Source organism: Mycobacterium appelbergii (assembly GCF_032883035.1).
In the GTDB taxonomy this organism is placed as follows: domain Bacteria; phylum Actinomycetota; class Actinomycetes; order Mycobacteriales; family Mycobacteriaceae; genus Mycobacterium; species Mycobacterium appelbergii.
In genome coordinates, this window is record NZ_JAMQTH010000011.1 from 74090 (window position 1) to 100416 (window position 26327).

Sequence of the window (26327 nt, forward strand, 5' to 3'; positions counted from 1 at the left end):
CGCCGCGTTTATTGCGCGGTCCGCGCGGTGCATGGCCGGGCCAGTAGTTGCAGCAGAGCGGTGCTCACCTCATCGGGCCGCTCCTCCATGACGTAGTGGTCGGCACCGTGCAGCCGCGTCAAGGTGGCGGCCGGGATGCGCTCGGCGAGTTCGGTGGCCGTGCTCCACGGGATGTAGCGGTCGCGGTCGCCCCAGATGATCGCTACCGGGCACTCGATATTGCCCAGCCCCTCGGCGAGCCAAGGCACTTCGGGTAGGTGGTAGTGCGTGAAGAAGTCGACGAAGGTGCGTCGCCCCCGCGCCGAATCCATCCAGCCGAGGTACTCGGCCTCGATAGCGCTGTCCCAGCAGCCGAGTTGACGGTAGGGCTGCAGGAACAGTTGGTGCACCTTGCCCAGTGGCAGCCGGCGCGCCACGGCAGGTGTCCTGGTTACCGCCCATCGTTGGCCAAGGGAGAATCGGTAGAACCAGGGCCGGAATACCCTGTGCGCCCGTGTATTCAGCAGCGCCAGCCGCTTCACGCGCTCGGGGTGGCGCAAAGTGTAGCCGAGCCCGAGGAATCCGCCGTAGTCATGCGCGACGAGGTTGAAGCGGTCCAGTCCGAAGGAATCGGCGAGCTGACCGATCCGTTCCACCTCGGCGTCATAGTCAGCGGGCGTGTCGGGCGGGGAGGAGCGACCGAAACCCGGCCAGTCGGGGGCGATGACGCGGTGGCCGGCGGCCAGTTCAGGGATCTGGTGGCGCCAGCATGACGCGCTCTGGGGGTATCCGTGCAGCAGCAGGACCGGCTCGCCCTCGCCGGCCTCGACGTGGAAGACGCTCATTTTGTGCAAACTAGTATAAAATTCTGCAGATGACCAGTGCTCAGCCCAGGCGACGTGGCCGTCCGCGCGCCTACAACCCTGAGGTGGCGTTGCGCGACGCCCGCGACGTGTTCTGGCGCAACGGATATGCCGCCACATCGCTGGATGACCTGGCCACGGGGATGGGGATGAACCGGCCCAGCATCTACGCGGCATTCGGAGACAAACGAGCGCTGTACCTGCGGGCGGTGGCCGAGTACGCAGGCGTCGGTCAGAAGACCCTGACCGACGCACTGGCCGCGCCGTCGCCGCTGCGCAACGGGCTGTACGACCTCTTTCGCGGTGCGCGCGACTTTTACCTGGCCGACGATGCGCGTGGCTGTTTTCTGCTCGGCACCGCGGTGACGGAGGCCAACCGGGACCCGGAGGTCGCCGCCATCATCGAAGCCACGTTCGCCGCGTTCACCGCGGCGTTCACCGCACGCTTCGAACGCGCCGCGCACCAGGGAGAACTGGCTGACCACCCGCCTGCGGTGCTGGCCCAGATCGCCACCGCCGCGCTGAACAACCTGGCGGTCCGGACGCGTAGCGGCGCGTCATCGGAGGTGCTCGATGCCCTGATCGACGCTGCCGTTGAGGTCATCTGCACCGACACGTCCGGCCATCAAGAGTAGGACTCCAGTGCGTCGGCGACGTCGGGGGAGTACTCGACCAGGGCCTCCACATCGATATCGCGGACGCACTGGCGCAGCACAGCATGGCCGACCACTATGGACGCGTGCATGACGGGTGTGATCAATGTGAGACCGGGACCTGCAACGCAACTGGGCTGCTCCTGATGCGCAGGCGCTCATGAGCACCGGCGCGCAGGTGGTGGTGCAGCGATTGCTGGCCGAGGGAGTCGAGGTGTGTTTCGCCAATCCCGGCACCTCGGAGATGCACTTCGTCGCCGCCCTGGACGCCGTGGGGGAATCGGGCCGTTCGATGCGTCCGGTGCTGTGCCTGTTCGAGGGCGTCGCGACCGGAGCGGCCGACGGTTATGCCCGCATCGCAGGAACACCCGCGGCGACACTGCTGCATCTCGGGCCCGGGATGGCCAACGGACTGGCGAATCTGCACAACGCCCGCCGCGCACACAGTCCGGTGGTCAACATCGTCGGCGACCATGCGACCTATCACAAATCGCTCGACGCACCACTGGAATCCGACATCGACGCACTGGGAGGGTGGCTCTGCGGTTCGGTACACCGGCCGGCCGGTGCGGCCGATCTCGACGCTGTGGTACGCGACGCGGTGCGCAGTGCGGCCGGCCCGCCGGGGCAGGTGGCCACGGTGATTTTGCCTGCCGACTTCTCCTGGGGCACTACTGCGCAGCGCGCGCTGCCGCAGGCTCGGACTGGGTCGGCACCCGCCGGTGACATCGACGTCACCGGCGCCGCCGAAATGCTGCGCAGTCACGGTGACAAGGCTCTGTTCCTGCTCGGCGGCGCATCGACCACCCCGGCCGGCCTCGGTGCCGTCGCACGGATCTGTGCGGCAACCGGTGCCCGCGCACTCATCGAAACGTTCCCGGCCCGCTTGGCGCGCGGTCGAGGTGTTCCCGCCATCGAAAGACTTGCGTATCTGGCCGAGCAAGCCACCCAACAACTTTCGGGTATCACGCAGCTCATACTCGTCGGTGCCTCGGCGCCGGTGTCGTTCTTCGCCTATCCGGGCAAGCCGAGCGAGCTGGTTCCGGAGGGAGCACAGGTGCACACGCTGGCTGTCACCGATCTGCACGCACTTGACGACGAAGTCGGCGGCGCCCTGCCACCGACAACCGACCCAGGCCCCGCCGACTTGCCGAAAGGGCCGCTCACTCCACAGAACTGGGCCATGGTCGTCGGTGCGCTACTGCCTGAGAATGCCATTATCTCCGACGAGGCCAACACCAGCGGAGTCTTCCTGCCGACAGCAACGGCAACCGCCCCGCCCCACGATGTGCTCACCCTGACCGGAGGTGCGATCGGTCAGGGCCTACCGGTGGCAGTCGGTGCCGCGGTCGCCGCGCCGCATCGTCCCGTCATCGCGTTGCAGTCCGACGGCAGTGCCGCCTACACCATCTCGGCGCTGTGGACGATGGCTCGCGAACACCTCGACATCACCGTGGTGATCCTCAACAACCACGCCTACGCCATCCTGCAGATGGAGCTGCAGCGTGTCGGCACCGCGGCCACCGGGGACCGGTCCCGTTCTCTGCTGGACCTGAGCCATCCCGACATCGATTTCGCCGCCATCGCACAGGGGTTCGGGGTGCCTGCCACGCGGGCGTTCACCGCCGAGGAACTCGCCGAACAGTTCCGCGCCGCGGTGTCCGAACCCGGGCCGCATCTGATCGACGCCGCGGTGCCGGCCTGGTCGGTCGGGTAGCTGATCAGCGACGCTTCTCCAGTACGAGCTGAGCCAGCGGAATCCGTATCCGCTCGGGACGCGCTGCCAGTCGCGCCGCGATGCCTGCTTCCAGTCGCTCGAAGAAGGACGTGCGTCGTGCCGGGTCTCCCTGCAGCGCGGCACCGAACACGTCGAAGACCGCGAACCGGCAGAACGCCGCCCACTGTGCGCCGAAAACCTTTGCGTCGTTGTGGGTCCGGTACTGATTGAAGAATCTGTCCTCGGCGTCGAAAACCTCGAGCTGGTCGATCGATAGCCGCTCGAACCGCCCGGACGGTGCGAAGGGGGCGGTGAAGTCTGCAGCGCGGCGGGCCACGATCGGCAACGACATTCGTTCGACCTCGTCGGTGTGGACCAAGCGATCGGTGGTCAGCTCGTGCAACGTGTCGCTGATGGCGGCCAGCAGCGGCTGATAGCCGAAATCGCCGTCATCGGCCAATGCCATCGTCGTCACCACCAGACGGCCGCCCGGACACAGCTCGCGGCCGCGGAAGGCGATGAACTCATGCCAATCGTGGGCCGCCTGCCTGGCATACGCGTCACGCACCCCTGCGTCGCTGCTGTAGGTCACGGCAATGTGGTCTCCGACAGGTCGTGGCGCCTTACCGAGCCACAGGATCGCCCACGCCGACCAGCCGAGGTGCACGCTGTTCGACGGCAGGATCTGGTCGTAGAAGGATCTGCCGATCGCGGAGGTGAAGATCGCCGAGCCCTTGTGCAGGTAGGTGCCCGGGTCCTCGGAGAGGGTGCGGAACAGCGCGGTGAAGTCGTTGTCAGGCGTATCGGTGTGGGTCACCAGCACCGAGTGCTCGGGTCTGGTGCGCTTGCGCAGCTCGGTGATCGCCGCGCCGATCGGCACCAGGGCATTGTGCCCGGTACCGGCGCCGTAGTCGGCGATGACAATCGGCTGCGGCGCGGAGGGCAGTGGAACTGTCCGGGCCGCCTGTTCGAAAAGCCTGATCGCCGAATTCAGCCCGGCCGCCTGCAGTCGGGTACTCGGCGTCTGGGGCGTGCCGTCGGACGGGTCCGGCCGCACCACGATGCTGGATTGTGGCATTGCTAGCTCCGTCGCAGCCGCAGCAGCCCGATGAGAAGTCCCATGACGAAAATGATGACCAAGATGAACCACATCGGCGACTCGAGCGTCACCCAATAGCGCAATGCCGACCGGCGCGCAGGAGGGCTGGTCTGCGTCCTGACATCGTCATCGCGGGCCATGGTGACCTCCAGAGGCTGAAGTACGTCAACCTCGACGGTAGTCGCTGGTGGCGGGGTCATGACAGACTTCCGGCCATGAGCAGCGGACGGGGCGCCCCGCGGATTGCAGTCGTGATGTCCATCCTGGTCTTCACCGCCGCCGGCATCGGATTCTTCGTCATGCTCATGCTCAACGCGTTTGTCCTCGACAAGTTCGATGCCTACGGCGAAGTCGAGATACCGGGCACCGGCAGCGTGGAGTTGCCCGCAGGCGAGGTCACGATCAGCTTTCACACCTACACCACCGGCTCGGGTGGCGGGCTGCCCGTGCCACGCCTCGGGCTGCGCATCAGCGCACCCGCTGGGGTCGCCGATCCGGTGGTCACCGAAAGTATGGGCGGTACTACGACTGTCAACAATGACGCCCGGGTGCGGGTGTGGGTGGCGCACGTCGCCGAGGAGGCGACCTATGAGATTGTCACCGACGGCGAGGTCAACGGATACATCAGTCCCCGGCTCGCGTTCGGGCATGGCAGCGCCTACGGCTGGACGGTGTGGGCGCTCGGCGGCCTGACGGCGGCCGGTGCGCTCATGCTGGTGACGAGCCTGATGTGGTCGGCCCGGGCCGGCAAGCGAGCGCGTCCACTCGGGCCGGTGGCCGAGGTGCCCACGCCCGCCTACGGGAATACTGTCGCCGCGAGTCACGAGCCGACGGACCAGGGGGTCAGGCTCGAGCAACTCAAAACGATTGCCGCACTCCGTGATTCCGGAGCACTCACCGAAGCTGAGTTCGAAGCGGAGAAGCGCCGGATTCTGAACGGCTAATGCCCGCGGGCGACCCAGTCGTCGTAGTTGACGATTTCGTCGCCGATGGTGGTGGTGTCGCCGTGTCCGGTGTAGACCACGGTGTCTGCGGGCAGGGTGCCCAGCCGCTTGGAGATCGAGTCCAGGATCGTCGGGAAATCGGAGAACGACCGCCCGGTGGCGCCGGGGCCGCCCTGGAACAGGGTGTCTCCGGAGAACACCGCGCCGAGTTCGGGAGCTGACCAGCAGACTGAACCCGGGGAGTGCCCGGGGGTGTGCAGGGCGTGCAGCTCGATGCCGCCGGCGCGCAGCACGAAATCGTCGGTGACGCTGCGGAAATCCTTGTCGGGGTGGGTCGTCCGCCACAACATCTCATCGGCGGGGTGCAGCAGCACCGGCGCGTCGAGGGCGGCGCCGAGCTCGGGAGCGACGGTGATGTGGTCGTTGTGTCCGTGGGTGCATACCACCGCGACCACGTTGCGGCCGGCCACGGCCTCGATGATCGGGGCGGCGGTGTGGGCGGCGTCGAAGACCACCACGTCTGAGTCGTCACCGACGACCCAGATGTTGTTGTCGACTTCCCAACTGCCACCGTCGAGTTCGAAGGTGCCGTGGGTGACGACGCGTTGAATCTGCGCGGGCCCGGTCACAGGATCACCACCGAGCGCAGGACTTCACCGGCGTGCATTTTGTGGAACGCGTCTTCGATACCGTCCAGCCCGATGCGTTCGGAGACGAACTTGTCCAGCGGCAAACGGCCCTGCAGGTAGAGGGAGATGAGGGTGGGGAAGTCGCGTTCGGGCAGGCAGTCGCCATACCAGGAGGACTTCAATGATCCGCCGCGGGAGAAGAAGTCGACCAGCGGCATTTCCAGGGTCATGTCCGGTGTGGGTACCCCGACCAGGACCACGGTGCCGGCCAGGTCGCGCGCGTAGAACGCCTGTTTCCAGGTTTCGGGGCGCCCGACCGCGTCGATGACCACGTCGGCGCCGAAACCACCGGTCAAGTCCTGGATGGTGGTGACCGGGTCCAGTTCGCGGGCGTTGATGGTGTGGGTGGCGCCGAATTCACGGGCCCAGTCCAGTTTTTTGTTGTCGGTGTCCACGGCGATGATCTTCTTCGCACCGACCAGGGCGGCACCGGCGATCGCGGCATCACCGACACCGCCGCAGCCGATCACGGCCACGGTGTCGTCACGGTTGACCGCGCCGGTGTTGATGGCCGCGCCAATGCCGGCCATCACCCCGCAGCCCAACAAGCCCGCGACCGCCGGATCGGCGTCGGGATCGACCTTGGTGCACTGGCCCTCGTGCACGAGGGTCTTGTCGGCGAACGCGCCGATGCCCAAGGCTGGGGTGAGTTCGGTGCCGTCGGTCAGGGTCATCTTCTGGGTGGCGTTGAACGTGTCGAAACACAGCTGCGGGCGACCGCGCTTGCAGGCCCGGCACTGTCCGCACACCGCGCGCCAGTTGAGGATCACGAAGTCACCGGGTGCGACGTTGGTGACCCCGTCGCCGACGGCTTCGACCGTGCCTGCGGCCTCATGCCCCAGCAGGAACGGGTATTCGTCGTTGATCCCACCCTCGCGGTAGGTCAGGTCGGTATGGCATACCCCGCAGGCGATCACATCGACCACCACCTCACCCGGGCCCGGGTCGGGAATGACAATGTCGACCAACCCGACGGGCTGCTTCTTGGACCGGGAAATCACACCGCGCACTGTCTGAGCCATGGTTACAACCTAATACGTACCCATTTCGCGGTCGGGTGGTGCGGTCCGCCGAACCGGCTGTTCTGCGCGCGGCTTCGCGTTACCGTTGGTTGTGGTGGACGATCGATCCGAACTTCTCGCTGTCGCGCGGTCGGCGTATCAGCGAAAAGAGTGGCTGACCAGTTACGAATCCTTCAGCCGTGTCGATGCGGTGCAACCTCTCGACACCGAAGATCTCGCGGTATTTGCCGCGGCCGCATGGCGTCAGGGCCACGGCTCGGAATCCGTACGGATCAACGAGCAGGTACACACCCGCCTCCTGCGCACCGATCCGGTACTCGCGGCCATGAAGGCCACCGAACTCGGGCTGGCCTGGCTTGCTCGGGGACATGTCAGCCTGGCACGGAACTGGGCGCAGCGCGCCGCAGTCCTCCTGCAGGGTGTTCCCGAGGCGAGCGCACATGGTTATCTCACCTACCTCACCGCGGTGACGACCGCGGACGACGGCGTTGATTCTGCGCTGCCCGCGGCCGCGGCGGAGGTGGCCCGGATCGCTGAGCATGTCGACGACGTGGCGCTTGCGATTCTGGCGCGGGTCCTCGACGGTGTGGCCGCGGTATCCGCCGATGACGCCGCCGGCTACCGAACACTTGACGACGTCCTGCTCCCGATGCTCGACGAGCGAGTGCCAGTCGAATGGGCCGGCGATGTCTACCGGCGGGTGCTGACCCTGCCCCAGCCTCGCACCGACGGTGCACGGCTGCGGTCCTGGACGCAGTCCATGCAGCAATGGTGCGAAACCACCCAGCCGGAGACGCCGCACGCGGCCTATCGTGCGATCTGTGATGTGCATCGACTCGCGGCCCAGCAGATGGTCGACCGCGCGGAGTTGATGCGTCGTGGGGTCGATCTGCGTCGTCTGGTTGCGGAGGTCGATGCGGTGGCAACGGCCATGGCCGAGGGTTTGCTTGCGCGCGGTATGGGACGAACCGGCTAGATTTGCGCCCGATGAGCGCTACGGATGTTCTCAATGTTCTAGATGACTGGCCGGTGTCAACCGCTGCGGCGGCGGTGATCGGGCCGTCAGGGGTGCTGGCGACCCACGGTGACACCGCCAAGCCCTTCCCGCTGGCCTCGGTCACCAAGCCGCTGGTGGCACGGGCCGCGCAGGTGGCCATCGAGGAAGGGGTGGTCGACCTCGACACCCCCGCCGGGCCGCCCGGGTCGACGATCCGGCACCTGCTGGCCCACGCATCGGGGGTCTCGATGCGTTCGGCCGACGTGATCGCCCGTCCGGGGCAGCGCCGCGTCTACTCCAATTACGGGTTCGAGTTGCTCGCGCGGGCGATTGAGGACGCTGCCGGCATCGAGTTCGGCGCGTACCTGACTGAGGCGGTCTTCGCGCCGCTCGCGATGGCGTCGACGGAGTTGTTGGGCGGGTCCGAGGCTGCCGGGTTCGGTGTGGTGTCGACGGTGGCCGATCTGGCGGCGTTCGCCGGCGAGTTGTTGCGGCCGGTTTTGGTCTCACCTGACATGCACGCCGACGCGGTCTCGGTGCAGTTTGCCGGTCTCGACGGCGTGTTGCCCGGGTTCGGGCAACAGCGGCCCAACGATTGGGGACTCGGCTTCGAGATTCGCGACAACAAGGCGCCGCACTGGACCGGGGCGACGAACTCACCGCGCACATTCGGGCATTTTGGCCAGTCAGGGACGTTTTTGTGGGTTGATCCGATTGCCGAGCTGGCGTTGGTGACGCTCACGGACCGCGATTTCGGGGACTGGACGTATCCGTTGTGGCCGGCGATATCTGATGGAGTGCTGAGAGAAATCGGCACAGACTAGCGCAACATAGACCTCACAGGGCACAATAGACACGCGCGACACAACTGCATTGCTCGAATCGGAATCACCAGGTCGTTGGGGAAGACGTCCCTCGTGAAGCCGAAGGAGTAGCAAATGCGTGCGTCGAACCAGTTCGCCGACGCGGCGACGGGCGTGGTGTACGTCCATGCCTCACCCGCGGCGGTTTGCCCACATGTCGAGTGGGCGTTGTCGTCGACCCTGTCGGCGCGCGCCAACCTGAAGTGGACCCCGCAGCCGGCCATGCCCGGTCAGCTGCGCGCGGTCACCAATTGGGTTGGGCCGGTCGGCACCGGGGCGCAGTTGGCCAATGCCCTGCGCTCGTGGTCGGTGTTGCGGTTCGAGGTGACCGAGGACCCGAGCGCCGGCGTCGACGGCCACCGCTGGTGCCACACCCCACAGCTCGGTTTGTGGAGCGGTGTCATGAGCGCCAACGGTGACGTGATGGTCGGCGAGATGCGACTGCGCAGCCTGATGGCCGGTGGCGCCGACGCCCTGGCCGCCGATCTCGACTCTGTGCTCGGCACCGCATGGGACGAATCGCTGGAGCCCTACCGCGATGGTGGGGACACTGGTGAGGTCAGCTGGCTGAACCGCGGAGTCGGGTAGCCGACGACATTGGGCTGCGGTCGGGTAGCCGACGACATTGGGCTGCGGTCGGGTAGCGCGGCCTATCTCGGCACCAGGATCTTCAGTGCGCGGGGCACGGCCGACACTGTCACCGGCAGCGGTGCCGCGAAATCCCCGTCGGCGTAGGCGTTGATCCCTGGGCTGTCGACGCTGACGGTCGTCGCCCGCCGGGTGCTGACTTCGTCGAGGTGGGTGTGCGTGCCCTTGAACACTGTCGGGAACAGCCGGATGAGCTTGGCGCGAGAGGCCGACGTCACCATCGTGACGTCGAGCAGCCCGTCGGAATGGTCGGCGTCCGGACAGATGCGCATGCCGCCGCCGTAGCTGCGGGTGTTGCCGAATGCGGCCAGGGTCAGTTCGGTGTCGATCTCGGGCCCGCCGTCGAAGGACAGTTGGAACGGCAGCAGTCGCAGTTTCGACAGTTCGGCCACCATCGCCAGGTTGTAGCGCATCCGACCGTGTGGCCACCGCATGCGGTTGGTCCGGTCGCTGACCAGTGAATCGAATCCGGCAGCCATCACCGTGCCGAACCACTTGACTGCGCCGGAGCGGTCCTCGATGCGTCCCAGGTCGACGGTCTCGATGTGGCCGTCCGCCACGATGTCGGCAGCGGCCGCGGGATCACCGGTAGGTAACCGGTACTCGCGGGCGTGGTCATTGCCGGTGCCGGCAGGCACGATCCCCAACGGGACATCCCCGGTGGCCAGCGCCTGCAGCGCAAGTGAGATCACCCCATCGCCACCGACCACCACCAGAGCATCGGTGCCCGCCTCGAGTGCCTTATCGACCAGCCGGCTGGCATGCTCGGCATCGGTGCCGACGATCGCGCACACGTCGATGCCCCGCTGCTGGAATCGGGTGATGGCCCGCTCCGCGGCATGGGGTGCGTTACCGTGCCCGGACAGCGGGTTGGTCAGCACGGTGACCCGGGCGATGGTCACGGAATCAGCTTGCCGGGGTTGAGAATTCCGGCCGGATCCACGGTTGCCTTGACCGCCCGCAGGATCTCGACACCGAGGTCTCCGACCTCGTCGCGCATCCACGGGCGGTGATCGGCGCCGACGGCATGATGGTGGGTGATGGTGCCACCGTTGTGCACCATTGCTTCGGAGGCGGCTGTCTTGGCCTTGCGCCACTGCTCGAGCGGGTTGCCGCGCTGTGCGGCCACGACGGTGAAGTACAGCGATGCGCCGGTCGGGTACACGTGCGAAATGTGGCACAGCACCAGCGCGGGTGTGCCGGTTTCGGCGAGTGTGGTGGTCAGCGCCTCGGTGACAGCGGCTTTCAACGTCGCGAGGTTCGACCAGTTGGTGGCGGTCTCCAGCGTCTCGCACAACGCGCCTGCCGAAAGCAGCGAATCGCGCAGATACGGCGCACCGAACCGACCCTTTTCCCAGGCGCGGGCCGCGCCGTCACCCAGCGAGGTTCCGCCGTGCTCCTGCAGCACCGCACGGGTCTCGGCGTGCCGGCTTTCGGCATGCGCGGCAGTGCCCTCGAAGACCGTGACGGCCAGGCAGCCGCCGGTGATGCTCTGCTGCCCAATGCTTTCCGTGGTAGCCAGGTTCACCCCGGTCTCGGCTTCATCGGACAACCGGATCACCGTCGGGCCGGCGCCGGTCTGCGTGACCGCGCGCAGTGCCGCGGCTCCGGTGGGGAAGTCGGGGAACGACCAGGCCTCATAGCGGGTCGATTCGGGGACCGGATGCACCCGCACCCGCACGCGGGTGATGATGCCGAATACGCCCTCCGAGCCGACGATGAGCTGCCGGAGATCGGGTCCGGCGGCCGAGGCGGGGGCGCGGCCGAGGTCGAGTATCCCGGCAGGGGTCACCGCGCGCAGGCCCCGGACCATGTCGTCGAACCGGCCGTAGCCGGCCGAATCCTGGCCGGAGGATCGGGTGGCGGCGAACCCGCCGATGGTGGCGAACTGGAAGCTTTGCGGGAAGTGCCCGAGCGAAAACCCGTGCGCACCTAGTAATTCCTCGGCCTGCGGCCCGGTGACGCCGGCGCCGAGTTCCGCCTCGCCGGACACCTCATCGATCGCATGCAAGGCGTCGAGCCGGCGCAGGTCCAACGACACTACCGCGGAGAACTCGCCGCGCAGCGGATCGACTCCGCCGACCACGCTGGTGCCGCCACCGAACGGGACAACCGCGATCCGGTGTTCGGTGCAGTGGGCCAGGATTGCGGCCACCTCGATTTCGTCGGCGGGTAGGAGCACCGCGTCGGGTACATCCTGGATGCCGGTGTCTTTGCGGCGCAGTAGATCCAGCGTGGACTTGCCGCCCGCGTGAAGTAACCGCGAGGTGTCGTCGGTGCCGCAGTACTGCGCGCCGACAATCGCGATCAGTCCGTCGCGGCCCTGCGCAGTCAGCGCCGAGGGGCGCAGCTGGACCTGGTCGGGGGTCAGTTCGGCACCGGGGGCAGCTTCGATGCCGAGCGCCTCCTCCAACAGGGTCCGGATGCCGTCGGACAGCGGCTTGGCCGCCTGCGGGTCACCCCAGGCATTCCATTTCATCGGGGGCAGGTATTGCTCAACCGGGCGCGTCATGCGTTACAGTATTACACATGATGTCAATCAGTAACGGTGAATCGCGCGCCGACCAGATTCTGGACGCCGCTGCGAGCTGTGTGCTGGCCTTCGGCGTCGAGCGGGTGACACTCGCGGAGATCGCGCGACGCGCCGGGGTCAGCAGGCCCACGGTCTACCGGCGTTTCCCGGACACCCGCTCGATCCTCGCGGCGCTGCTCACCGCGCGGATCGTCCGTGTGCTCGACGACGTCGAAAACACCGGCTCCGGCCGGGAAGCGTTGGTCACCCGGATCGTCACGGTGTCGCAGCGGTTGCGCCGCGACGAGGTCATCATGGCCGTGCTGCTCAGCGCGCCGGAACTTGCGATGGTCTACATCGCCGAGCGATTGGGCACCAGTCAGCAGATCCTCATCGACGCCGTCGCCGGCGAGCTGAAACTTGCCCAGGAACACGGCAGCGTACGCGAAGGTGATCCGCGTCAACTGGCCACGATGTGTCTGCTGATCACCCAATCCGCCGTCCAGTCCGCGCAAATGGTCGCGCCGATCCTCGACACCGACGCGCTGGCCACCGAACTGACCCACTCCTTGAACGGATACCTCAAACCATGACCGACGTGACTGCGCTCAACGGCGCGCGACGCACCGCCGAACTCACCGCGCTCGCCGACGGTGAGCGCCTCGACGTCATCGTGATCGGCGGTGGCATCACCGGTGCGGGCATCGCGCTGGATGCGGCCACCCGCGGGCTGAGTGTGGCGCTGGTGGAGAAACACGACCTGGCGTTCGGCACCAGCCGGTGGAGCTCCAAGCTGGTGCACGGCGGGCTGCGCTACCTGGCCACAGGCAACGTCGGAATCGCCCGGCGCAGCGCCATCGAGCGCGGAATACTGATGACCCGCAACGCCCCTCATCTCGTCAAAGCCATGCCGCAGCTGGTGCCCTTGCTCCCGTCGATGAGTCGGTCCTCGCGTGCCCTGGTACGGGTCGGCTTCGTGGCGGGCGACGGGTTGCGCAGGCTGGCAGGGACTCCGGCCGCGACGCTGCCCCGCTCTCGACGCGTCGATGCCGCGCGTGCGGTCGAATTGGCGCCGACAGTTCGTCGCGACGGCCTCGACGGCGCATTCCTGGCCTATGACGGCCAGCTCATCGACGACGCCCGTCTGGTGACGGCCGTCGCGCGCACCGCCGCCCAGCACGGAGCCCGGATCTTCACGCGCGTCTCCGCCACCGACGCCCGGGGCGACTCGGTGCGCCTCACTGATGAGCTCACCGGGGAATCGTTCGATGTGGCGGCCCGCGCTGTCATCAATGCTGCCGGGGTGTGGGCGGGGGAGGTGGACCCGTCGATCACATTGCGCCCCAGCAGGGGTACACATGTGGTGTTCGACGCCGCGGCATTCGGCAACCTCACTGCCGCACTGACGATCCCGATACCGGGGGAGTTGAACCGGTTCGTGTTCGCCATGCCCGAACAGCTGGGTCGCGTCTATCTGGGTCTCACCGACGAGGACGCGCCGGGCCCGGTTCCCGATGTGCCGCAACCGAGCCCGGCCGAGATTGCGTTCCTGCTGGACACCGTCAACACCGCATTGGCCACCGCACTGACCACGGGCGACGTGATCGGGTCCTACGCCGGGTTGCGACCGCTCATCGAGGTGGGTGCCGCGGACGCGGGGAGCAAGGGAGGTAAAAGCCGTACCGCCGATGTGTCCCGCGATCACGCGGTGGTGGAATCGGCGAACGGCATGATCAGCGTGATCGGCGGGAAACTCACCGAATACCGCTACATGGCGCAGGATGTGCTGGACCGGGCGGTGCGGACACGCGGGCTCTCCGCAGGCGACTGCCGCACCCGCAACCTGCCGTTGGTCGGCGCGCCCGCCAATCCGGTGGCCGCCCTGCGTTCTTCGTATGAGCTGCCGTCATCGTTGGTGGCACGGTACGGCGCCGAAGCGCCCAACGTCATCGCCAGCGCGTCGTGCGAACGGCCGACCGAGCAGGTGGCCGATGGCATCGACGTCACGCGGGCGGAATTCGAGTACGCGGTGACCCACGAAGGCGCCCTGCGCGTCGACGATATCCTCGACCGCCGCACCAGGATCGGCCTCGTCGAGGCTGACCGCGAGCGCGCCACCGATACCGCGATGGAGATGCTGGCCCAGACCCGTTAATGGTCCGCCAGGATGAGGTCGCGGATTGCCGACGCAGTGTGCCGTTGCCACAACGCCTGCACCGGAACCACCAGGGGTGGCCGCACGTCGACAACCGTCACCCGCCCGTCCATCGCGGGCCCGGCCGGGGCGGTGACGAACGCGATCGCGCCGGTGGTCAGCGGCGCAGCCACCGTGGCCGCACCCTGGACCCGGCTGACGACATAATCGGGCTCGAAGCCTGCGCGTCGACACGCGCCCAGCAGAAAGTCGCTGTAGTAGGAGGACCCTGGCGGCGCCCACAGCGCGATCGTCTGCCCGGCCAGGTCCGCGATGTCCACGGCATCGCGGGTCGCCAACGGGTGCTCGGTGAGCAGGGCCAATCGCACCGGGTGGTATCCGAGAACTGCGGCCGCCAGATCGCCCACGGGCACCACGCCACGCCGCAAGCCCAGGTGAACGGAACCGTCGAGGATGCCGGCCACCAGCTGGCCAGGAAACATCTGACGAAAGGTGAATGAGGCGTCAGCGAACGCTTCGACGGCCGGTTCCAGCAGTTCGTAGACCTCGGTGCCGCTGAGGGCGGGAGTGTGCCCGACGACGTACACCTCCCTCGCCGTGGCTGCGGTGCGATGTACGTGATCGGCAACGGTATGCGCGGCAGCTAACAGGGGGCGGCCCTCATCGGCCAGCAACTGACCGGCAGGCGTGAGCGTCACGCGGCGCCCCTCGCGGACAAAAAGCACAGCATCGAGCTCTTTCTCAAGTTGGCGCACCGAGCTGCTCAGTGCCTGCTGGCTCAGGTGCAGGTCTTCGGCGGCCCGGGTGAAGCTACCTTTTTCAGCGACCGTGATGAAGTGCCGAAGTCTGCGCAGGTCGGGAAAGGGTCGCGTCATGTCGTCAACCTAACCACAAATAAAACTTGTCGTTACTGCGGGCAATTGTGTTTTTCAGTTGTGAATTGATCGACTATCTTCGAAGCCATGAGCAAACTTCAAGGGAAGTCGGCAATCGTCGCCGCCGGAGCCAAGAACCTGGGCGGACTGATCAGCACGTCGTTAGCCGGTCAAGGCGTCAATGTTGCGGTGCACTACAACAGCGCCTCGACCGAGGCCGAGGCAGACAAGACCGTCGCGCAGGTCGAGGGGTCCGGCGTGAAGGCCATCAAGGTGCAGGGCGATCTGACAGTTCCGGCCAATGTCGAGAAACTGTTCGACGCCGCCGTCGACGCCTTCGGTGGCGTCGATATCGCAATCAACACGGTCGGCAAGGTGCTCCGCAAGCCGTTCGTGGAAACCACTGAGGCCGAATATGATTCGATGTTCGACATCAACTCGAAGGCGGCCTACTTCTTTTTGCAGCAGGCCGGCAAACGGCTCAATGACAATGGGTCGGTCGTGACGATCGTGACGGCCCTGCTGGCCGCCTATACCGACGGCTACTCGACCTACGCGGGTTCCAAGAGTCCCGTCGAACACTTCACCCGGGCGGCATCCAAAGAGTTCGGAGCGCGTGGGATCAACGTCAACAACGTTGCACCGGGGCCGATGGACACCCCATTCTTCTATCCGCAGGAAACCCCGGAGCGCGTCGAGTTCCACAAATCACAGGCGATGGGCAACCGGCTGACCGAGATCACCGATATCGCCCCGCTGGTCGTGTTCCTCGCCGGCGAAGGGCACTGGATCAACGGACAGACGATCTTCGCCAACGGCGGTTACACCACCCGCTGACCCGGCGAGCAGACAGTTCGGTCCCCGAAACCATTGGTTTTCGGGGACCGAACTGTCTGCTCGCGCAGGGAAGGTGCTCCGCGCGGAATTACCCGCGCGGGGAAGGGTTACAGCGGGATGTTCTTGTGGCGACCGCGACGTGCGGGCGCCTCGGCCAGCGCCTGGGTCAGCTTGCTGCGGGTGTGGGCCGGGTCGATCTTTTCGTCGACCACACCGATCTCGATCGCCGAGTCCACACCGCCTGCGATGCGCTCGTGCTCTTCGGCGAGCTGCTCGTGCAGCGCCTCGCGGTCTTCCGGTGCGGCGGCGGCCAGCTTCTTCTTGTGCAGGATGCCGACCGCGGCCTTGGCGCCCATCACCGCGACCTCGGCGTCCGGCCAGGCGAACACCTTGGTGGCGTTCAGGGACCGCGAGTTCATCGCGATGTAGGCGCCGCCGTAGATCTTCCGGGTCACCAGCGTGACGCGCGGGACCGACGATTCGCCGAACGCGTGCAGCAGTTTCGCGCCGCGACGGACCACGCCGCCCCATTCCTGATCGACACCCGGCAGGTAGCCGGGCACGTCGACCACGACCACCAGTGGAATCCCGAAGGCGTCGCACAGCCGCACGAAACGTGCTGCCTTCTCGGCGCTTTCGGAGTTCAGGCAACCGCCCAGACGGAGCGGATTGTTGGCCAACACACCGACCGACCGCCCGGCCAGCCGGCCTAGGCCGACCACCATCGACGGTGCCCACTTGCCCTGGAATTCCTCGAACGGGACACCCTCGTCGAGCAGGGCGGTCAGCAGCGGATGCACGTCATACGCACGGCGGGGGGACGGCGGCAGCAGTGCGGCCAGATCGGTGTCCCCAGCCTCGGCCTTGCTGCGATCGAAATGGCCCTGCTGGCAGAACAATCCAACCAGCCGGCGACCGCGCTCGTACGCGTCGAGTTCGTTGTCGGCGACGATGTGGCACACGCCGGACTTCTTGTGGTGGGCTTCGGGACCCCCGAGCGACACCATGTCGACGTCCTCGCCGGTGACGCTGCGCACCACGTCGGGACCGGTGACGAACACCTTGCTGTCCGGCGCCATCACGATCACGTCGGTCAGGGCAGGCCCATAGGCCGCACCACCGGCGGCGAAGCCGACGACCACCGAGATCTGCGGGATGTAGCCCGACGCCCGGATCATCGCCTCGAACACCAGGCCGACCGCGTGCAGGGCCTTGACGCCCTCGGCCAGCCGGGCACCACCGGAATGCCAGATTCCCACGATCGGGCTCTGATCCTCGATGGCGGTGTCATAGGCGTTGACGATGTGGGCGCAGCCTTCGACGCCCATGGCCCCGCCCATGACGGTGCCGTCGGTGCAGAACGCAACGGTGCGAACACCATTGACGGTGCCCGCGGCGGCCAGCACGCCCGAGCGGTCCCGCTCGTGCAGCAACTCGACAGCACTGCCGTCGTCGAAGAACATCTTCAGGCGCAGCAGTGGATCGCGCGGGTCGAGCGTCTCACCGACGGCTTGGGGAGCCATGATCGTCATAAAAAACCTCCTGTAGCCCGTCGGATGATCGGCCGTTGCCGTCCCGAAAGTGCTCTTTTAGTACTTCCCGAAGGCGAGCGCGACGTTGTGCCCACCGAATCCGAACGAATTGTTGATCGCGTACTCGTAGTTGCCCTGCCGCGGTTCCCCGGCAACGACGTCCAGATCGATCTCCGGATCGAGGTTGTTCAGGTTCAGTGTCGGGGGTATGACGCCGTCCCGCAGCGCGAGCACCGTCAGGATGGACTCCACCGCACCGACCGCGCCGACCGAATGGCCCAGCGCAGATTTCGGTGCGTAGACCGCGGGCTTGTGACCACCCATCGCGTTGTTGATCGCTTTACCCTCGGCCACATCGCCAACGCTGGTGCCGGTGGCATGCGCGTTGACGTGGTCGATGTCGGTGGGCTGCAGGCCTGCCAGCTGGATGGCGCGAGTCATGGCGTGACCCGCCTGCTCGCCGTTGGGGTCCGGGGCCACGATGTGGTAGCCGTCGGAGGTGACGCTGGCGCCCATCAACCGGCCGTAGATGGTGGCTCCGCGTGCCTTGGCGTGCTCCTCGGTCTCGATGACCATCAGGGCACCGGCTTCACCGAACACAAAGCCGTTGCGGTCCTTGTCGAACGGCTTGCACGCGCCCTGCGGATCGTCATTGCTGTTGGACAACACGATGCGCATCTGCGCGAAGCCGGCGATCGGCACCGCCTCGATCTTGGTCTCCACGCCGCCGCAGATGGCGATATCGGCTTCCCCGAGCACGATATTGCGCCACGCATTGGCGATGGCCTCCGAACCCGACGCGCAGGCGGAGATCGAGGTGGAGACCCCGGCCTTGGCCTTGCGGTCGAGGCCCACGGCCGCGGCTGCCCCGTTCGGCATGTACATCTGGACGACCAGCGGCGACACGCCACGGAGGCCCTTGTTCCGCATGTTGTCGTAGGCGAACACGAGCTCCTCGGAGGAACCCATGCCGGTGCCGATCGACACGGCCAACCGACGGGTGTCGACCTCCGGGGAGCCTGCATTGGCCCAAACCCGGCGGCCGATCACCGTCGCCATCTTCTGCAGATATGACAACCGGCGTAGTTCGACCCGCGTCAACTCATGGTCGAACTCCTCGAGGAGGTGACCGCCGATGCGAACCGGTAGGTCGTACTGATCGACGAACGGATCAGTGAGCAACCGGATGCCACTCTGGCCGTCCAGCAGCTTCTTCCAGGTACTGTCGGCATCGGTTGCCAGCGCCGTTGACATGGCTACGCCGGTGACAACCACATTGGGCAGACCCGTGCCCGTGGACAATCCCGCCATAATTTGCTGAGTCTTTCCTTTCGTGCCTCAGTACCGTCCGAAGGCCAGGGCCACATTGTGACCACCGAACCCGAACGAGTTGTTGATGGCGTACTGGTAGTCGCCATACCGAGGCTCACCTGCAACAACATCGAGATCGATCTCAGGATCGGGCGTCTCGTAGTTCAGCGTCGGAGGGATCACGCCGTCCCGCAGTGCGAGCACCGTCAGGATCGACTCCAACGCGCCCACCGCTCCGATGGAGTGGCCCAGCGCCGACTTCGGTGCGTACACCGCGGCGTGCTCCACACCGGCAACCCGGATGGCATTCGCCTCGGCGACATCGCCGATCGAGGTGGACGTGGCGTGGGCGTTGACGTGGTTGATGTCTGACGGCGACAGGCCTGCCGTCTCCATCGCCCGCTTCATCGCGTGCCCGGCCCGCAGGCCGTCGGCGGCCGGAGCCACCATGTGGAACGCGTCCGACGAAATGCCGGCACCCAACAGGCGGGCCAGTGGTTTGGCGCCACGGGCCAAGGCATGCTCCTCGGTCTCGATGACCATGAGCGCGCCTGCCTCACCGAAGACGAACCCGTCGCGATCCTTGTCGAAGGGCCGCGAAGCGGCTTCCGGATCGTCATTGCGGGTCGACATCGCACGCATCATCGAGAACGCCGCGATCGGCAGCGCTTCGATGGCACCTTCGACGCCACCACAGACGGCGATGTCGGCGTCACCCATGACGATCTGACGCCATGCATGGGCGATGCCCTCCGAACCCGACGAGCACGCCGACACCGGAGTGATAACCCCAGCCCTGGCCCCGAGTTCGAGGCCGACGACTGCGGCTGCACCGTTGGGCATGATCATCTGAACGGCCAGCGGGGACACCTTGCGGGGCCCGCCCTCGTTCATCGCGTCGTAGGTTTCGACGATCTTCTCGCCGCCACCGAGTCCGGTGCCGATCACGACCGAGAAGCGATCGGGATCGACCTCAGGGCTGCCTGCGGACTCCCACAGCTGCTTGCCGAGGTACTTCGCCATGCGCTGCACGTATGACATACGACGCATGTCCAGGCGTGACATCAGCGGGTCGAGCGGTTCCTTGAGGTGACCACCGATTTTCGCCGCCAGATCCCACTTCTCGACAAACTCGTCTTCGAGAACGCGGATACCGCTTTCGCCTGCGAGCAGGCCCTTCCACGTGCTCTCGATGTCCGGTGCGATGGACGTCGTCGCCGTAACGGCGGTTACCACAACATTGGGGTAACCGCCGTTAGCAGTGGAAGGCCTGGTCACTGGTCTGCCGAGAACTTTTCGCGCAGGGCTGCGGCAGCCTCGGGGTTCTCTTCCTCAAGCTTCTGGATGTAGGAGACGACGTCGCCGACGGTGCGCAGGCCTGCGAGATCCTCGTCGGGGATCTTCACGCCGTACTTGTCCTCGGTCTGCACGGCGATCTCGACCATCGACAGCGAGTCGATGTCCAGGTCGTCGACGAACGACTTCTCGGGGGTCACCTCAGACGGCTCGATGCCGGTGACCTCTTCGATGATCTCGGCGAGACCGGCGATGATTTCTTGCTGACTGGCGGCCACGATGGCTCCTTCTTATTGGTGGTGATAGATGTCCTCCGGGTGCGGAGGACTTTTGGGGACGTTCTCGGTATGCGGTTGTCGCGGGGCCTACAGCTCGCCCAGCCCGTCCAGGTCTGCCGGGGACTTGATGGCGCGGTTCGGGGTGCCCTTCAGTTCGCGCTTGGCGATGCCTGCCAGCGTTCCCGCGGGGGGAAATTCGAAAACCCCTGCCACGTTGCGCTGACGCAGTGTCTCGGTGCACAGATCCCAGCGCACCGGCTTGGTCAGCTGTGACACCAGTTTCTCCATGGCGTCGGCCGCCGAGGAAACCGGCTGCCCGTCCGCATTCGACAGGAGTGTCGTGGTCGGCTCTGACGTCGTTACAGATTGTGCCGCGGCCGCGTAACCGTCCAGCGCGGACGCCATGTACCGGGTGTGGAAGGCACCTGCGGTGGCCAATTGCCGGACCCGGGCCTTGGCCGGCGGATCCTCGGCCAGCTTCTCCAGTGCCGCGAGCGCGCCGGCAGCCACGATCTGGCCGGCGGCGTTGCGGTTGGCCGGTACCAGGTCCAGTGAGTCGAGGCGGCTGAGCACCTCGGCCTCGTCGCCACCGAGCACGGCCGACATTCCGGTCGGCTCCAGTGCGCAGGCCTTCGCCATTTCCGCGCCGCGGGTGGCGGCCAGCTTGACGGCATCGTCGGCAGAGATGACGCCGGCGATGGCGTAGGCGGCGATCTCGCCCACCGAATGGCCGGCGACGATGGTGTCCTGATCGGACAGCAGCCCGGTGTCACCCAGACGCTTGGTCAGTTCCTCATGGGCCAGCAGGGTGGCGGCCACGACCAGCGGCTGCGTCACCGCGGTGTCGGTGATCTCTTCCGCGGTTGCGGTGGTGCCCAGGCGGGTCAAATCGAGTCCGCTGATCTGCGACCAGGTGGCGAGACGATCGGCGGCGCCGGCGAGCTCAAGCCATGGGGCGAGCATGCCGGGTGTCTGCGAGCCCTGTCCTGGGGCAAGCAAGGCGAGCACGGGTCGTTGAGGCACATCATTAAGAGAACACTGTGAAGATGGTTTTGCACGGTGTAAGAGATTATGAACCTTGTCTTATGTTTTTGTAGGTTGTCCACAAAACCGCATGTGATGCGACGTGGCTGATACCTCCGCGCTACCTGTGAGTTCGGATTCGGTCGGTTTACCGGGGTTCGAGCCCGTCCCCAGCGGCCGGGCGAATCGCCGGTGTCGCGGTAATTCCACTGTTCGGCGTGCTCGAATGGTACGGCTGTTTGCTCAGCCGGCCCACGGTGGTCGCCACCCGCAGGACGTAGGCATCCCGTGGCACGGCGGGATCGCGGCCAGTGAAGTCGGCGATACGTTTGAGCCGGTAACGAACGGTATTTGGATGAACGAACAATTTGCGAGCGCACGCTTCGATCGCGCCGCCGGCATCCAGATAGGCGTCCAGGGTCTCGGTGAGAGCCGGTCCGGCGTCGGCAAGTGGTCGCATCACCTCTGCCTCCAGCGCAGCGACCGCCGTGGGATCGCCCAGCAACGCCCGCTCGGGCAATAGCTCGCGCGCCGAGACCGGCCGCGGCGCGCCCATCCAGCCGGCGACCGCGTTCATCCCGGAGATCGCCTCAGTCGCGCTGCGGTACGTCGCGGTCAACGTCGGGGCCGTCGGGCCGATCACCACGGGCCCGTCGCCGAACACCGTCAGTAGATCACTCAGGAACCGGTCGGTCGGGGAGAGCGGGCCGGAGATGATCGCCACCAGCCAGGTGCCGTGCACATCGGACAAGGCCGCGCGGTCATTGCGCCGCGCCACCTCGTGCACGTCGTCACTGGCCTGCTCGAGCCGGTCGGGACGCGGCAGACCGACGATCACCGTCGCGGGTGCGGTGGCATCCCAGTTCAGCGCCGCGGCCTGGGACTGCAGTTCAGGGCCGATATCGCCCCGCACCACCGCGTCGACGACGTTGGCCTCCATCCTGGTGTCCCAGGCGCCGCGGGCCTCCGCCTGATCGGCGTAGGCGCTGGCCGCGGCGAACGCCAGGTCGCGGCTGTACCGCAAGATGCCCGCGGTCAGCGCGGTCAGGTGCTCCTCCGACCGGGCGAGCAGCGGCACCACCTCTTCGAAGTACTCCATGGTGGTGCGCACCATCTCCACGGACTGCCGCAGCGCGATGCGCCGCCGCAGATCCTGTGGAACCACCTCGAAGGCCTGTGCGGTGTAGCCGACATCGCTCTGCGGGTTGCGCATCCACTCGACGAAGTTGACGACAGCGGTCTGCACCACCAATTGCACGCTGGCCCGCTGCGAGGCGTCGAGGTCGGCAAAGAACGGCAGCCGTTCTTCCATCGCGTGGACCGCCTCGGTGGCAAGCCGTCCGGAGTACTGCTTCATCCCGCGCAGCACCGAATCGGGCACGCTTTCGAGTACCTCGACGGTGGACTTCGGTGGAACGAACCGATTGTCGGTCATCCCTAAAAGCTACGCCACAGTTCTGGTGGGTTCCTCCAATTGCCCTTGGGTGTAAGGACCGCGGCGGGGGACGCTAGGCGCTGCCGGTGTCCACGTAGGAGACGGCGGCGGCGAACACATCGTCGATCTGGTACTTGCGTGCCGCCTCGATCGCCACCGACTGGTCGATATTGCCGTCGCGGGCCAGCCCCTCCAGCACTGCGACCACCACGGACTCGGCGTCGGTGTTGAAGTACCGCCGCGCGGCCGGCCGGGTGTCGGAGAAGCCGAAGCCGTCGGTGCCCAGAGTGATGTAGGTGCCGGGCACCCACGGCCGGATCTGCTCGGCGACCGCACGCATCCAGTCCGAGACCGCCACCACCGGGCCGGCCGCGTCGGCCAGCGAGTTGGTGACGTGCGACGTGGGTGCCTGTTGATCGGGATGGCGCAGCCGCTGTTTCTCGATCTCGACGCCCTCCCGGTTGAGCTCACCCCAGCTGGTCACCGACCACACGTCGGCGGCGACGTCCCACTGCTCGGCGAGCAGATCGGCGGCCCGCAGCGCCTCGGGCATCGCGACACCGGAGGCCAGGATCTGCGCGGTGTTGGCGCGGGCCTCCGGAGCCCGGCGGTAGCGGTACATCCCGCGCAGCAGCGCTTCGGCGTCGAGGTCGTCGGGTTCGGCGGGTTGGACGTAGGGCTCGTTGTAGATGGTGATGTAGAAGTACACGTTCTCCGGATGTTCGCCGTACATGCGGTGCAGGCCGCTTTCGATGATGTGGGCGATTTCGTAGGCGAACGCCGGATCGTAGGTCACCGCCGCCGGATTGGTCGACGCCAACAACAGTGAATGCCCGTCGGCGTGCTGCAGGCCCTCACCGGTCAGGGTGGTGCGGCCTGCCGTGGCGCCCAGCACGAAGCCTTTCGCCATCTGGTCGGCGGCGGCCCACAGGCCGTCGCCGGTGCGCTGGAACCCGAACATCGAGTAGAAGATGTAGATCGGGATCATCGGCTCGTTGTGCGTGGAGTACGAGGTACCCACCGCGGTGAACGACGCGGTCGAACCGGCCTCGTTGATGCCCTCGTGCAGGATCTGGCCGACTTCGCTCTCCTTGTAGGCGAGCATCAGCTGCGAGTCCACCGAGGTGTACAACTGTCCGTTGCGGTTGTAGATCTTGAGGTTCGGGAACCAGGAGTCCATCCCGAAGGTCCGCGCCTCGTCGGGGATGATCGGCACCAGGCGCGGCCCGATGTTCTTGTCCCGCAACAATTCCTTGAACGTCCGCACGGTCGCCATGGTGGTGGCCACCGACTGGTTGCCCGAGCCCTTTTTGAGGGCCTTGTAGGTATCGGCGCCGGGCAGCGCCAGCGGCGTGCTCTTGGTGCGACGCTCGGGCACGAATCCGCCCAGCGCGCGGCGCCGTTCGAGCAGATAGCGAATTTCCGGGGTCTCCGGGCCGGGGTGGTAATACGGCGGCAGGTAGGGATCTTCCTCCAGCTGGGCATCGGAAACCGGAACCCGCGTGACGTCCCGGAAATCCTTGAGATCCTGCAGCGCAAGCTTTTTCATCTGGTGGGTGGCATTGCGGCCCTCGAAATGCGAGCCCAGCGTGTAGCCCTTGATGGTCTTGGCCAGGATGATCGTCGGCTGGCCCTTGTGCTCCATCGCGGCGCGGTAGGCCGCGTACACCTTGCGGTAGTCGTGCCCGCCGCGCTTGAGGTTCCAGATCTCCTGATCGGTCATCGGCTCGACCAGCGCCTTGGTGCGCGGATCGCGCCCGAAGAAGTGGTCGCGCACGTAGGCGCCGTCATTGGCCTTGTAGGTCTGGTAATCGCCGTCCGGCGTGGTGTTCATCAGGTTCACCAGCGCACCGTCACGGTCGGCATGCAGCAGCGCGTCCCACTCGCGACCCCACACCACCTTGATGACGTTCCAGCCGGCGCCGCGGAAGAACGACTCCAGCTCCTGGATGATCTTGCCGTTGCCGCGCACCGGGCCGTCCAGGCGCTGCAAGTTGCAGTTGACGACGAAGGTCAGGTTGTCCAGCGCCTCGTTGGCCGCCACCTGGATCAGGCCGCGGCTCTCCGGTTCGTCCATCTCGCCGTCGCCGAGGAACGCCCAGACGTGCTGATCGGAGGTGTCCTTGAGTCCGCGGTCATGCAGATAGTGGTTGAACCGCGCCTGATAGATCGCGTTCATCGGGCCAAGGCCCATCGACACCGTCGGGAATTCCCAGAAATCGGGCATCAGCCGGGGGTGCGGATAGGACGGCAGGCCGCCGCCCTTGTGGCTGTGCTCCTGACGGAAACCATCCAGTTGGTCGGTGCTGAGCCGGCCTTCGAGGAAGGCGCGCGCGTAGATGCCCGGCGAGGCGTGGCCCTGGATGAAAATCTGGTCACCGCCACCGGGGTGGGACTTGCCGCGGAAGAAGTGGTTGAACCCGACCTCATACAGCGACGCCGACGACGCGTACGTCGAAATATGGCCGCCCACACCGACTCCCGGACGCTGCGCGCGGTGCACCATGATCGCGGCGTTCCAGCGGATCCAGGCGCGGTAGCGGCGTTCGACATCCTCGTCACCGGGGAACCACGGCTCCAGCTCGGTCGGGATGGTGTTGACATAATCGGTCGACGTCAGTGCGGGAATGGCCACCCGCTTTTCCCGGGAGCGCTCGAGCAGTCGCAGCATCAGGTACCGCGCCCGGGCCGGACCGGACCGTTCGAGCAATTCATCGAACGATTCGAGCCATTCTGAGGTCTCGTCCGTGTCGATATCGGGCAGATATGAGGCGACTCCCTCCCGGATCACTCGTACCCGGTCGGGTTCGGCTGCGGTAGAGGAGTTTTGGGCCAGGTCCTGGCGCACGAACTCGGTGGTCAACTTCCGCTCCTTGTTAGGCGGTGAACAACTGCTTGCGCTTGTGGCGCCTTCTATCGTCCCCCCATCGTGCCGTACTTGCGCAGGTGGGGGTGTCGAGCGCAATGAATGGGTCCGAACCGCTCAGAACCGGTAACGTCTGCAGATCGTGCCGATCGGTTGGCAGTGCGAAAGGAAGCTGCGGTTCGCCGCCCAGACACTGGGCAGTGCGGCGACGCTGGCGATGGTCATCGTCGGTTGTTCGACCGTGACCGGCGGTACCGCGCAGGTTGATCCGGAAGCGGCGCCCGATTACCGGGCATCGGTATCGGCCTCGATCGACCTGTCGAAATCGAGTTCGGCGGCCCGCGAGACCGAACGGCAGGCATCGCTGACGACGCGGGCGGTGCACACCGTGTGCGAGGACCTGAGTACCTCGACCGTGGACGCGGTCACCGCGGTGAACGCCTACGTCGAAGCCGTCAACAACAGCGCCGACGATGTGCAGGTCAAGGCGGGTCCTGCGGTTGACGCCCTCAATCGCAGCGCTGATCTGGTCAATTCCGGCATCGCCGACTCGCTGTCCACCGAATTGCGCGACGCGTTGACCGAATGGGTGAACGCCGCGCGTGCGGTTGCGACCGCCATTTCGAGCAATTCCGGGCCGGATCAGTTCAACGCGGCGTCCTCGCGGTCCAACACCGCGAGGGACAACGCACTGGCACGATGCGACGCCGCCTATTGAGGGGGTATCGACATA

Annotated in this window: 25 protein-coding genes; 10 read left to right on the forward strand and 15 right to left on the reverse strand. The window is 66.4% G+C overall.

The window, feature by feature from the left end; translation table 11 throughout:
* Positions 1 to 8: 8 nt before the first annotated feature.
* Positions 9 to 824: an alpha/beta fold hydrolase gene (locus M1247_RS24155; protein WP_317158938.1), complete on the reverse strand. Its 816-nt coding sequence runs from the start codon at positions 822 to 824 to the stop codon at positions 9 to 11.
* 29 nt (positions 825 to 853) lie between these two features.
* Between M1247_RS24155 and M1247_RS24160 the strand changes: the two genes are divergently transcribed.
* Both M1247_RS24160 and M1247_RS24165 read left to right on the forward strand, forming a co-directional pair.
* Positions 854 to 1477, forward strand: coding sequence for a TetR/AcrR family transcriptional regulator (locus M1247_RS24160; protein WP_317158939.1), 624 nt, complete (start codon positions 854 to 856; stop codon positions 1475 to 1477).
* A gap of 178 nt (positions 1478 to 1655) precedes the next feature.
* Positions 1656 to 3212 carry an acetolactate synthase large subunit gene (locus tag M1247_RS24165; RefSeq protein ID WP_317158940.1) on the forward strand — a complete coding sequence of 519 codons (1557 nt, stop codon included), beginning with the start codon at positions 1656 to 1658 and terminating at the stop codon, positions 3210 to 3212.
* 4 nt (positions 3213 to 3216) lie between these two features.
* On the opposite strand, the gene M1247_RS24170 is transcribed toward M1247_RS24165, so the two are convergent.
* Positions 3217 to 4290, reverse strand: coding sequence for a class I SAM-dependent methyltransferase (locus M1247_RS24170; protein WP_317158941.1), 1074 nt, complete (start codon positions 4288 to 4290; stop codon positions 3217 to 3219).
* A gap of 2 nt (positions 4291 to 4292) precedes the next feature.
* A complete protein-coding gene (locus tag M1247_RS24175; protein ID WP_317158942.1) occupies positions 4293 to 4511 on the reverse strand; it encodes a DUF1049 domain-containing protein in 219 nt (72 codons plus the stop codon).
* Between the two features lie 15 nt (positions 4512 to 4526).
* On the opposite strand from M1247_RS24175, the gene M1247_RS24180 reads away from it, so the two are divergent.
* On the forward strand, positions 4527 to 5255 hold the full coding sequence (locus M1247_RS24180; RefSeq protein ID WP_317158943.1) for an SHOCT domain-containing protein: 729 nt from the start codon (positions 4527 to 4529) through the stop codon (positions 5253 to 5255).
* Here the strand turns inward: M1247_RS24180 and M1247_RS24185 are convergent.
* Positions 5252 to 5884 carry an MBL fold metallo-hydrolase gene (locus tag M1247_RS24185; RefSeq protein ID WP_410506930.1) on the reverse strand — a complete coding sequence of 211 codons (633 nt, stop codon included), beginning with the start codon at positions 5882 to 5884 and terminating at the stop codon, positions 5252 to 5254. The two genes, M1247_RS24180 and M1247_RS24185, sit on opposite strands and share 4 nt — an antisense overlap.
* Positions 5881 to 6966, reverse strand: a complete 1086-nt coding sequence (locus tag M1247_RS24190) for an S-(hydroxymethyl)mycothiol dehydrogenase (RefSeq protein ID WP_317158944.1) — start codon at positions 6964 to 6966, stop codon at positions 5881 to 5883. Before M1247_RS24190 ends, M1247_RS24185 begins: the two co-directional genes overlap by 4 nt.
* A 94-nt stretch (positions 6967 to 7060) precedes the next feature.
* Between M1247_RS24190 and M1247_RS24195 the strand changes: the two genes are divergently transcribed.
* The 3 genes from M1247_RS24195 (at position 7061) to M1247_RS24205 (ending at position 9414) form a co-directional block, all read left to right on the forward strand.
* Positions 7061 to 7942, forward strand: coding sequence for a chemotaxis protein CheY (locus M1247_RS24195; RefSeq protein ID WP_317158945.1), 882 nt, complete (start codon positions 7061 to 7063; stop codon positions 7940 to 7942).
* Positions 7943 to 7953: 11 nt separating this feature from the next.
* On the forward strand, positions 7954 to 8787 hold the full coding sequence (locus tag M1247_RS24200; RefSeq protein WP_317158946.1) for a serine hydrolase domain-containing protein: 834 nt from the start codon (positions 7954 to 7956) through the stop codon (positions 8785 to 8787).
* A 114-nt stretch (positions 8788 to 8901) separates the two neighbouring features.
* On the forward strand, positions 8902 to 9414 hold the full coding sequence (locus M1247_RS24205; protein WP_317158947.1) for a DUF3145 domain-containing protein: 513 nt from the start codon (positions 8902 to 8904) through the stop codon (positions 9412 to 9414).
* A gap of 62 nt (positions 9415 to 9476) precedes the next feature.
* On the opposite strand, the gene M1247_RS24210 is transcribed toward M1247_RS24205, so the two are convergent.
* Both M1247_RS24210 and M1247_RS24215 read right to left on the reverse strand, forming a co-directional pair.
* Positions 9477 to 10370, reverse strand: a complete 894-nt coding sequence (locus M1247_RS24210; RefSeq protein ID WP_317159111.1) for a diacylglycerol kinase — start codon at positions 10368 to 10370, stop codon at positions 9477 to 9479.
* Positions 10371 to 10372: 2 nt separating this feature from the next.
* On the reverse strand, positions 10373 to 11953 hold the full coding sequence (locus tag M1247_RS24215) for an FAD-binding oxidoreductase (protein WP_317159112.1): 1581 nt from the start codon (positions 11951 to 11953) through the stop codon (positions 10373 to 10375).
* A gap of 50 nt (positions 11954 to 12003) precedes the next feature.
* On the opposite strand from M1247_RS24215, the gene M1247_RS24220 reads away from it, so the two are divergent.
* The gene (locus M1247_RS24220; protein ID WP_317158948.1) at positions 12004 to 12579 is read left to right on the forward strand and encodes a TetR/AcrR family transcriptional regulator; all 576 of its coding nucleotides are present in this window, start codon (positions 12004 to 12006) and stop codon (positions 12577 to 12579) included.
* A complete protein-coding gene (locus M1247_RS24225) occupies positions 12576 to 14141 on the forward strand; it encodes a glycerol-3-phosphate dehydrogenase/oxidase (protein ID WP_317158949.1) in 1566 nt (521 codons plus the stop codon). The genes M1247_RS24220 and M1247_RS24225 overlap by 4 nt, the downstream gene beginning before the upstream one ends.
* Here the strand turns inward: M1247_RS24225 and M1247_RS24230 are convergent.
* Positions 14138 to 15016: a LysR family transcriptional regulator gene (locus tag M1247_RS24230; protein ID WP_317158950.1), complete on the reverse strand. Its 879-nt coding sequence runs from the start codon at positions 15014 to 15016 to the stop codon at positions 14138 to 14140. The genes M1247_RS24225 and M1247_RS24230 overlap by 4 nt on opposite strands.
* A gap of 87 nt (positions 15017 to 15103) precedes the next feature.
* Here M1247_RS24230 and M1247_RS24235 point away from each other — a divergent pair, with 87 nt between their 5' ends.
* The gene (locus M1247_RS24235; protein WP_317158951.1) at positions 15104 to 15853 is read left to right on the forward strand and encodes an SDR family oxidoreductase; all 750 of its coding nucleotides are present in this window, start codon (positions 15104 to 15106) and stop codon (positions 15851 to 15853) included.
* Between the two features lie 107 nt (positions 15854 to 15960).
* On the opposite strand, the gene M1247_RS24240 is transcribed toward M1247_RS24235, so the two are convergent.
* From M1247_RS24240 to aceE, 7 genes are all read right to left on the reverse strand, one after another.
* Positions 15961 to 17385, reverse strand: a complete 1425-nt coding sequence (locus M1247_RS24240) for an acyl-CoA carboxylase subunit beta (RefSeq protein ID WP_317158952.1) — start codon at positions 17383 to 17385, stop codon at positions 15961 to 15963.
* 57 nt (positions 17386 to 17442) lie between these two features.
* Positions 17443 to 18696, reverse strand: coding sequence for a 3-oxoacyl-ACP synthase KasB (gene kasB / locus M1247_RS24245; protein WP_317158953.1), 1254 nt, complete (start codon positions 18694 to 18696; stop codon positions 17443 to 17445).
* Between the two features lie 27 nt (positions 18697 to 18723).
* Positions 18724 to 19974 carry a 3-oxoacyl-ACP synthase KasA gene (gene kasA / locus M1247_RS24250; protein ID WP_317158954.1) on the reverse strand — a complete coding sequence of 417 codons (1251 nt, stop codon included), beginning with the start codon at positions 19972 to 19974 and terminating at the stop codon, positions 18724 to 18726.
* Positions 19971 to 20270, reverse strand: coding sequence for a meromycolate extension acyl carrier protein AcpM (acpM, locus tag M1247_RS24255; RefSeq protein ID WP_317158955.1), 300 nt, complete (start codon positions 20268 to 20270; stop codon positions 19971 to 19973). The genes kasA and acpM overlap by 4 nt, the downstream gene beginning before the upstream one ends.
* 87 nt (positions 20271 to 20357) lie before the next feature.
* Complete coding sequence (locus tag M1247_RS24260; RefSeq protein WP_317159113.1) at positions 20358 to 21278, reverse strand: ACP S-malonyltransferase; 921 nt, start codon at positions 21276 to 21278, stop codon at positions 20358 to 20360.
* 163 nt (positions 21279 to 21441) lie between these two features.
* Positions 21442 to 22728 carry a PucR family transcriptional regulator gene (locus M1247_RS24265; protein WP_317158956.1) on the reverse strand — a complete coding sequence of 429 codons (1287 nt, stop codon included), beginning with the start codon at positions 22726 to 22728 and terminating at the stop codon, positions 21442 to 21444.
* Between the two features lie 73 nt (positions 22729 to 22801).
* On the reverse strand, positions 22802 to 25591 hold the full coding sequence (gene aceE / locus M1247_RS24270; protein ID WP_317158957.1) for a pyruvate dehydrogenase (acetyl-transferring), homodimeric type: 2790 nt from the start codon (positions 25589 to 25591) through the stop codon (positions 22802 to 22804).
* A gap of 145 nt (positions 25592 to 25736) precedes the next feature.
* Here aceE and M1247_RS24275 point away from each other — a divergent pair, with 145 nt between their 5' ends.
* Complete coding sequence (locus M1247_RS24275; protein ID WP_410506931.1) at positions 25737 to 26312, forward strand: Rv2240c family protein; 576 nt, start codon at positions 25737 to 25739, stop codon at positions 26310 to 26312.
* Positions 26313 to 26327 lie beyond the last annotated feature (15 nt).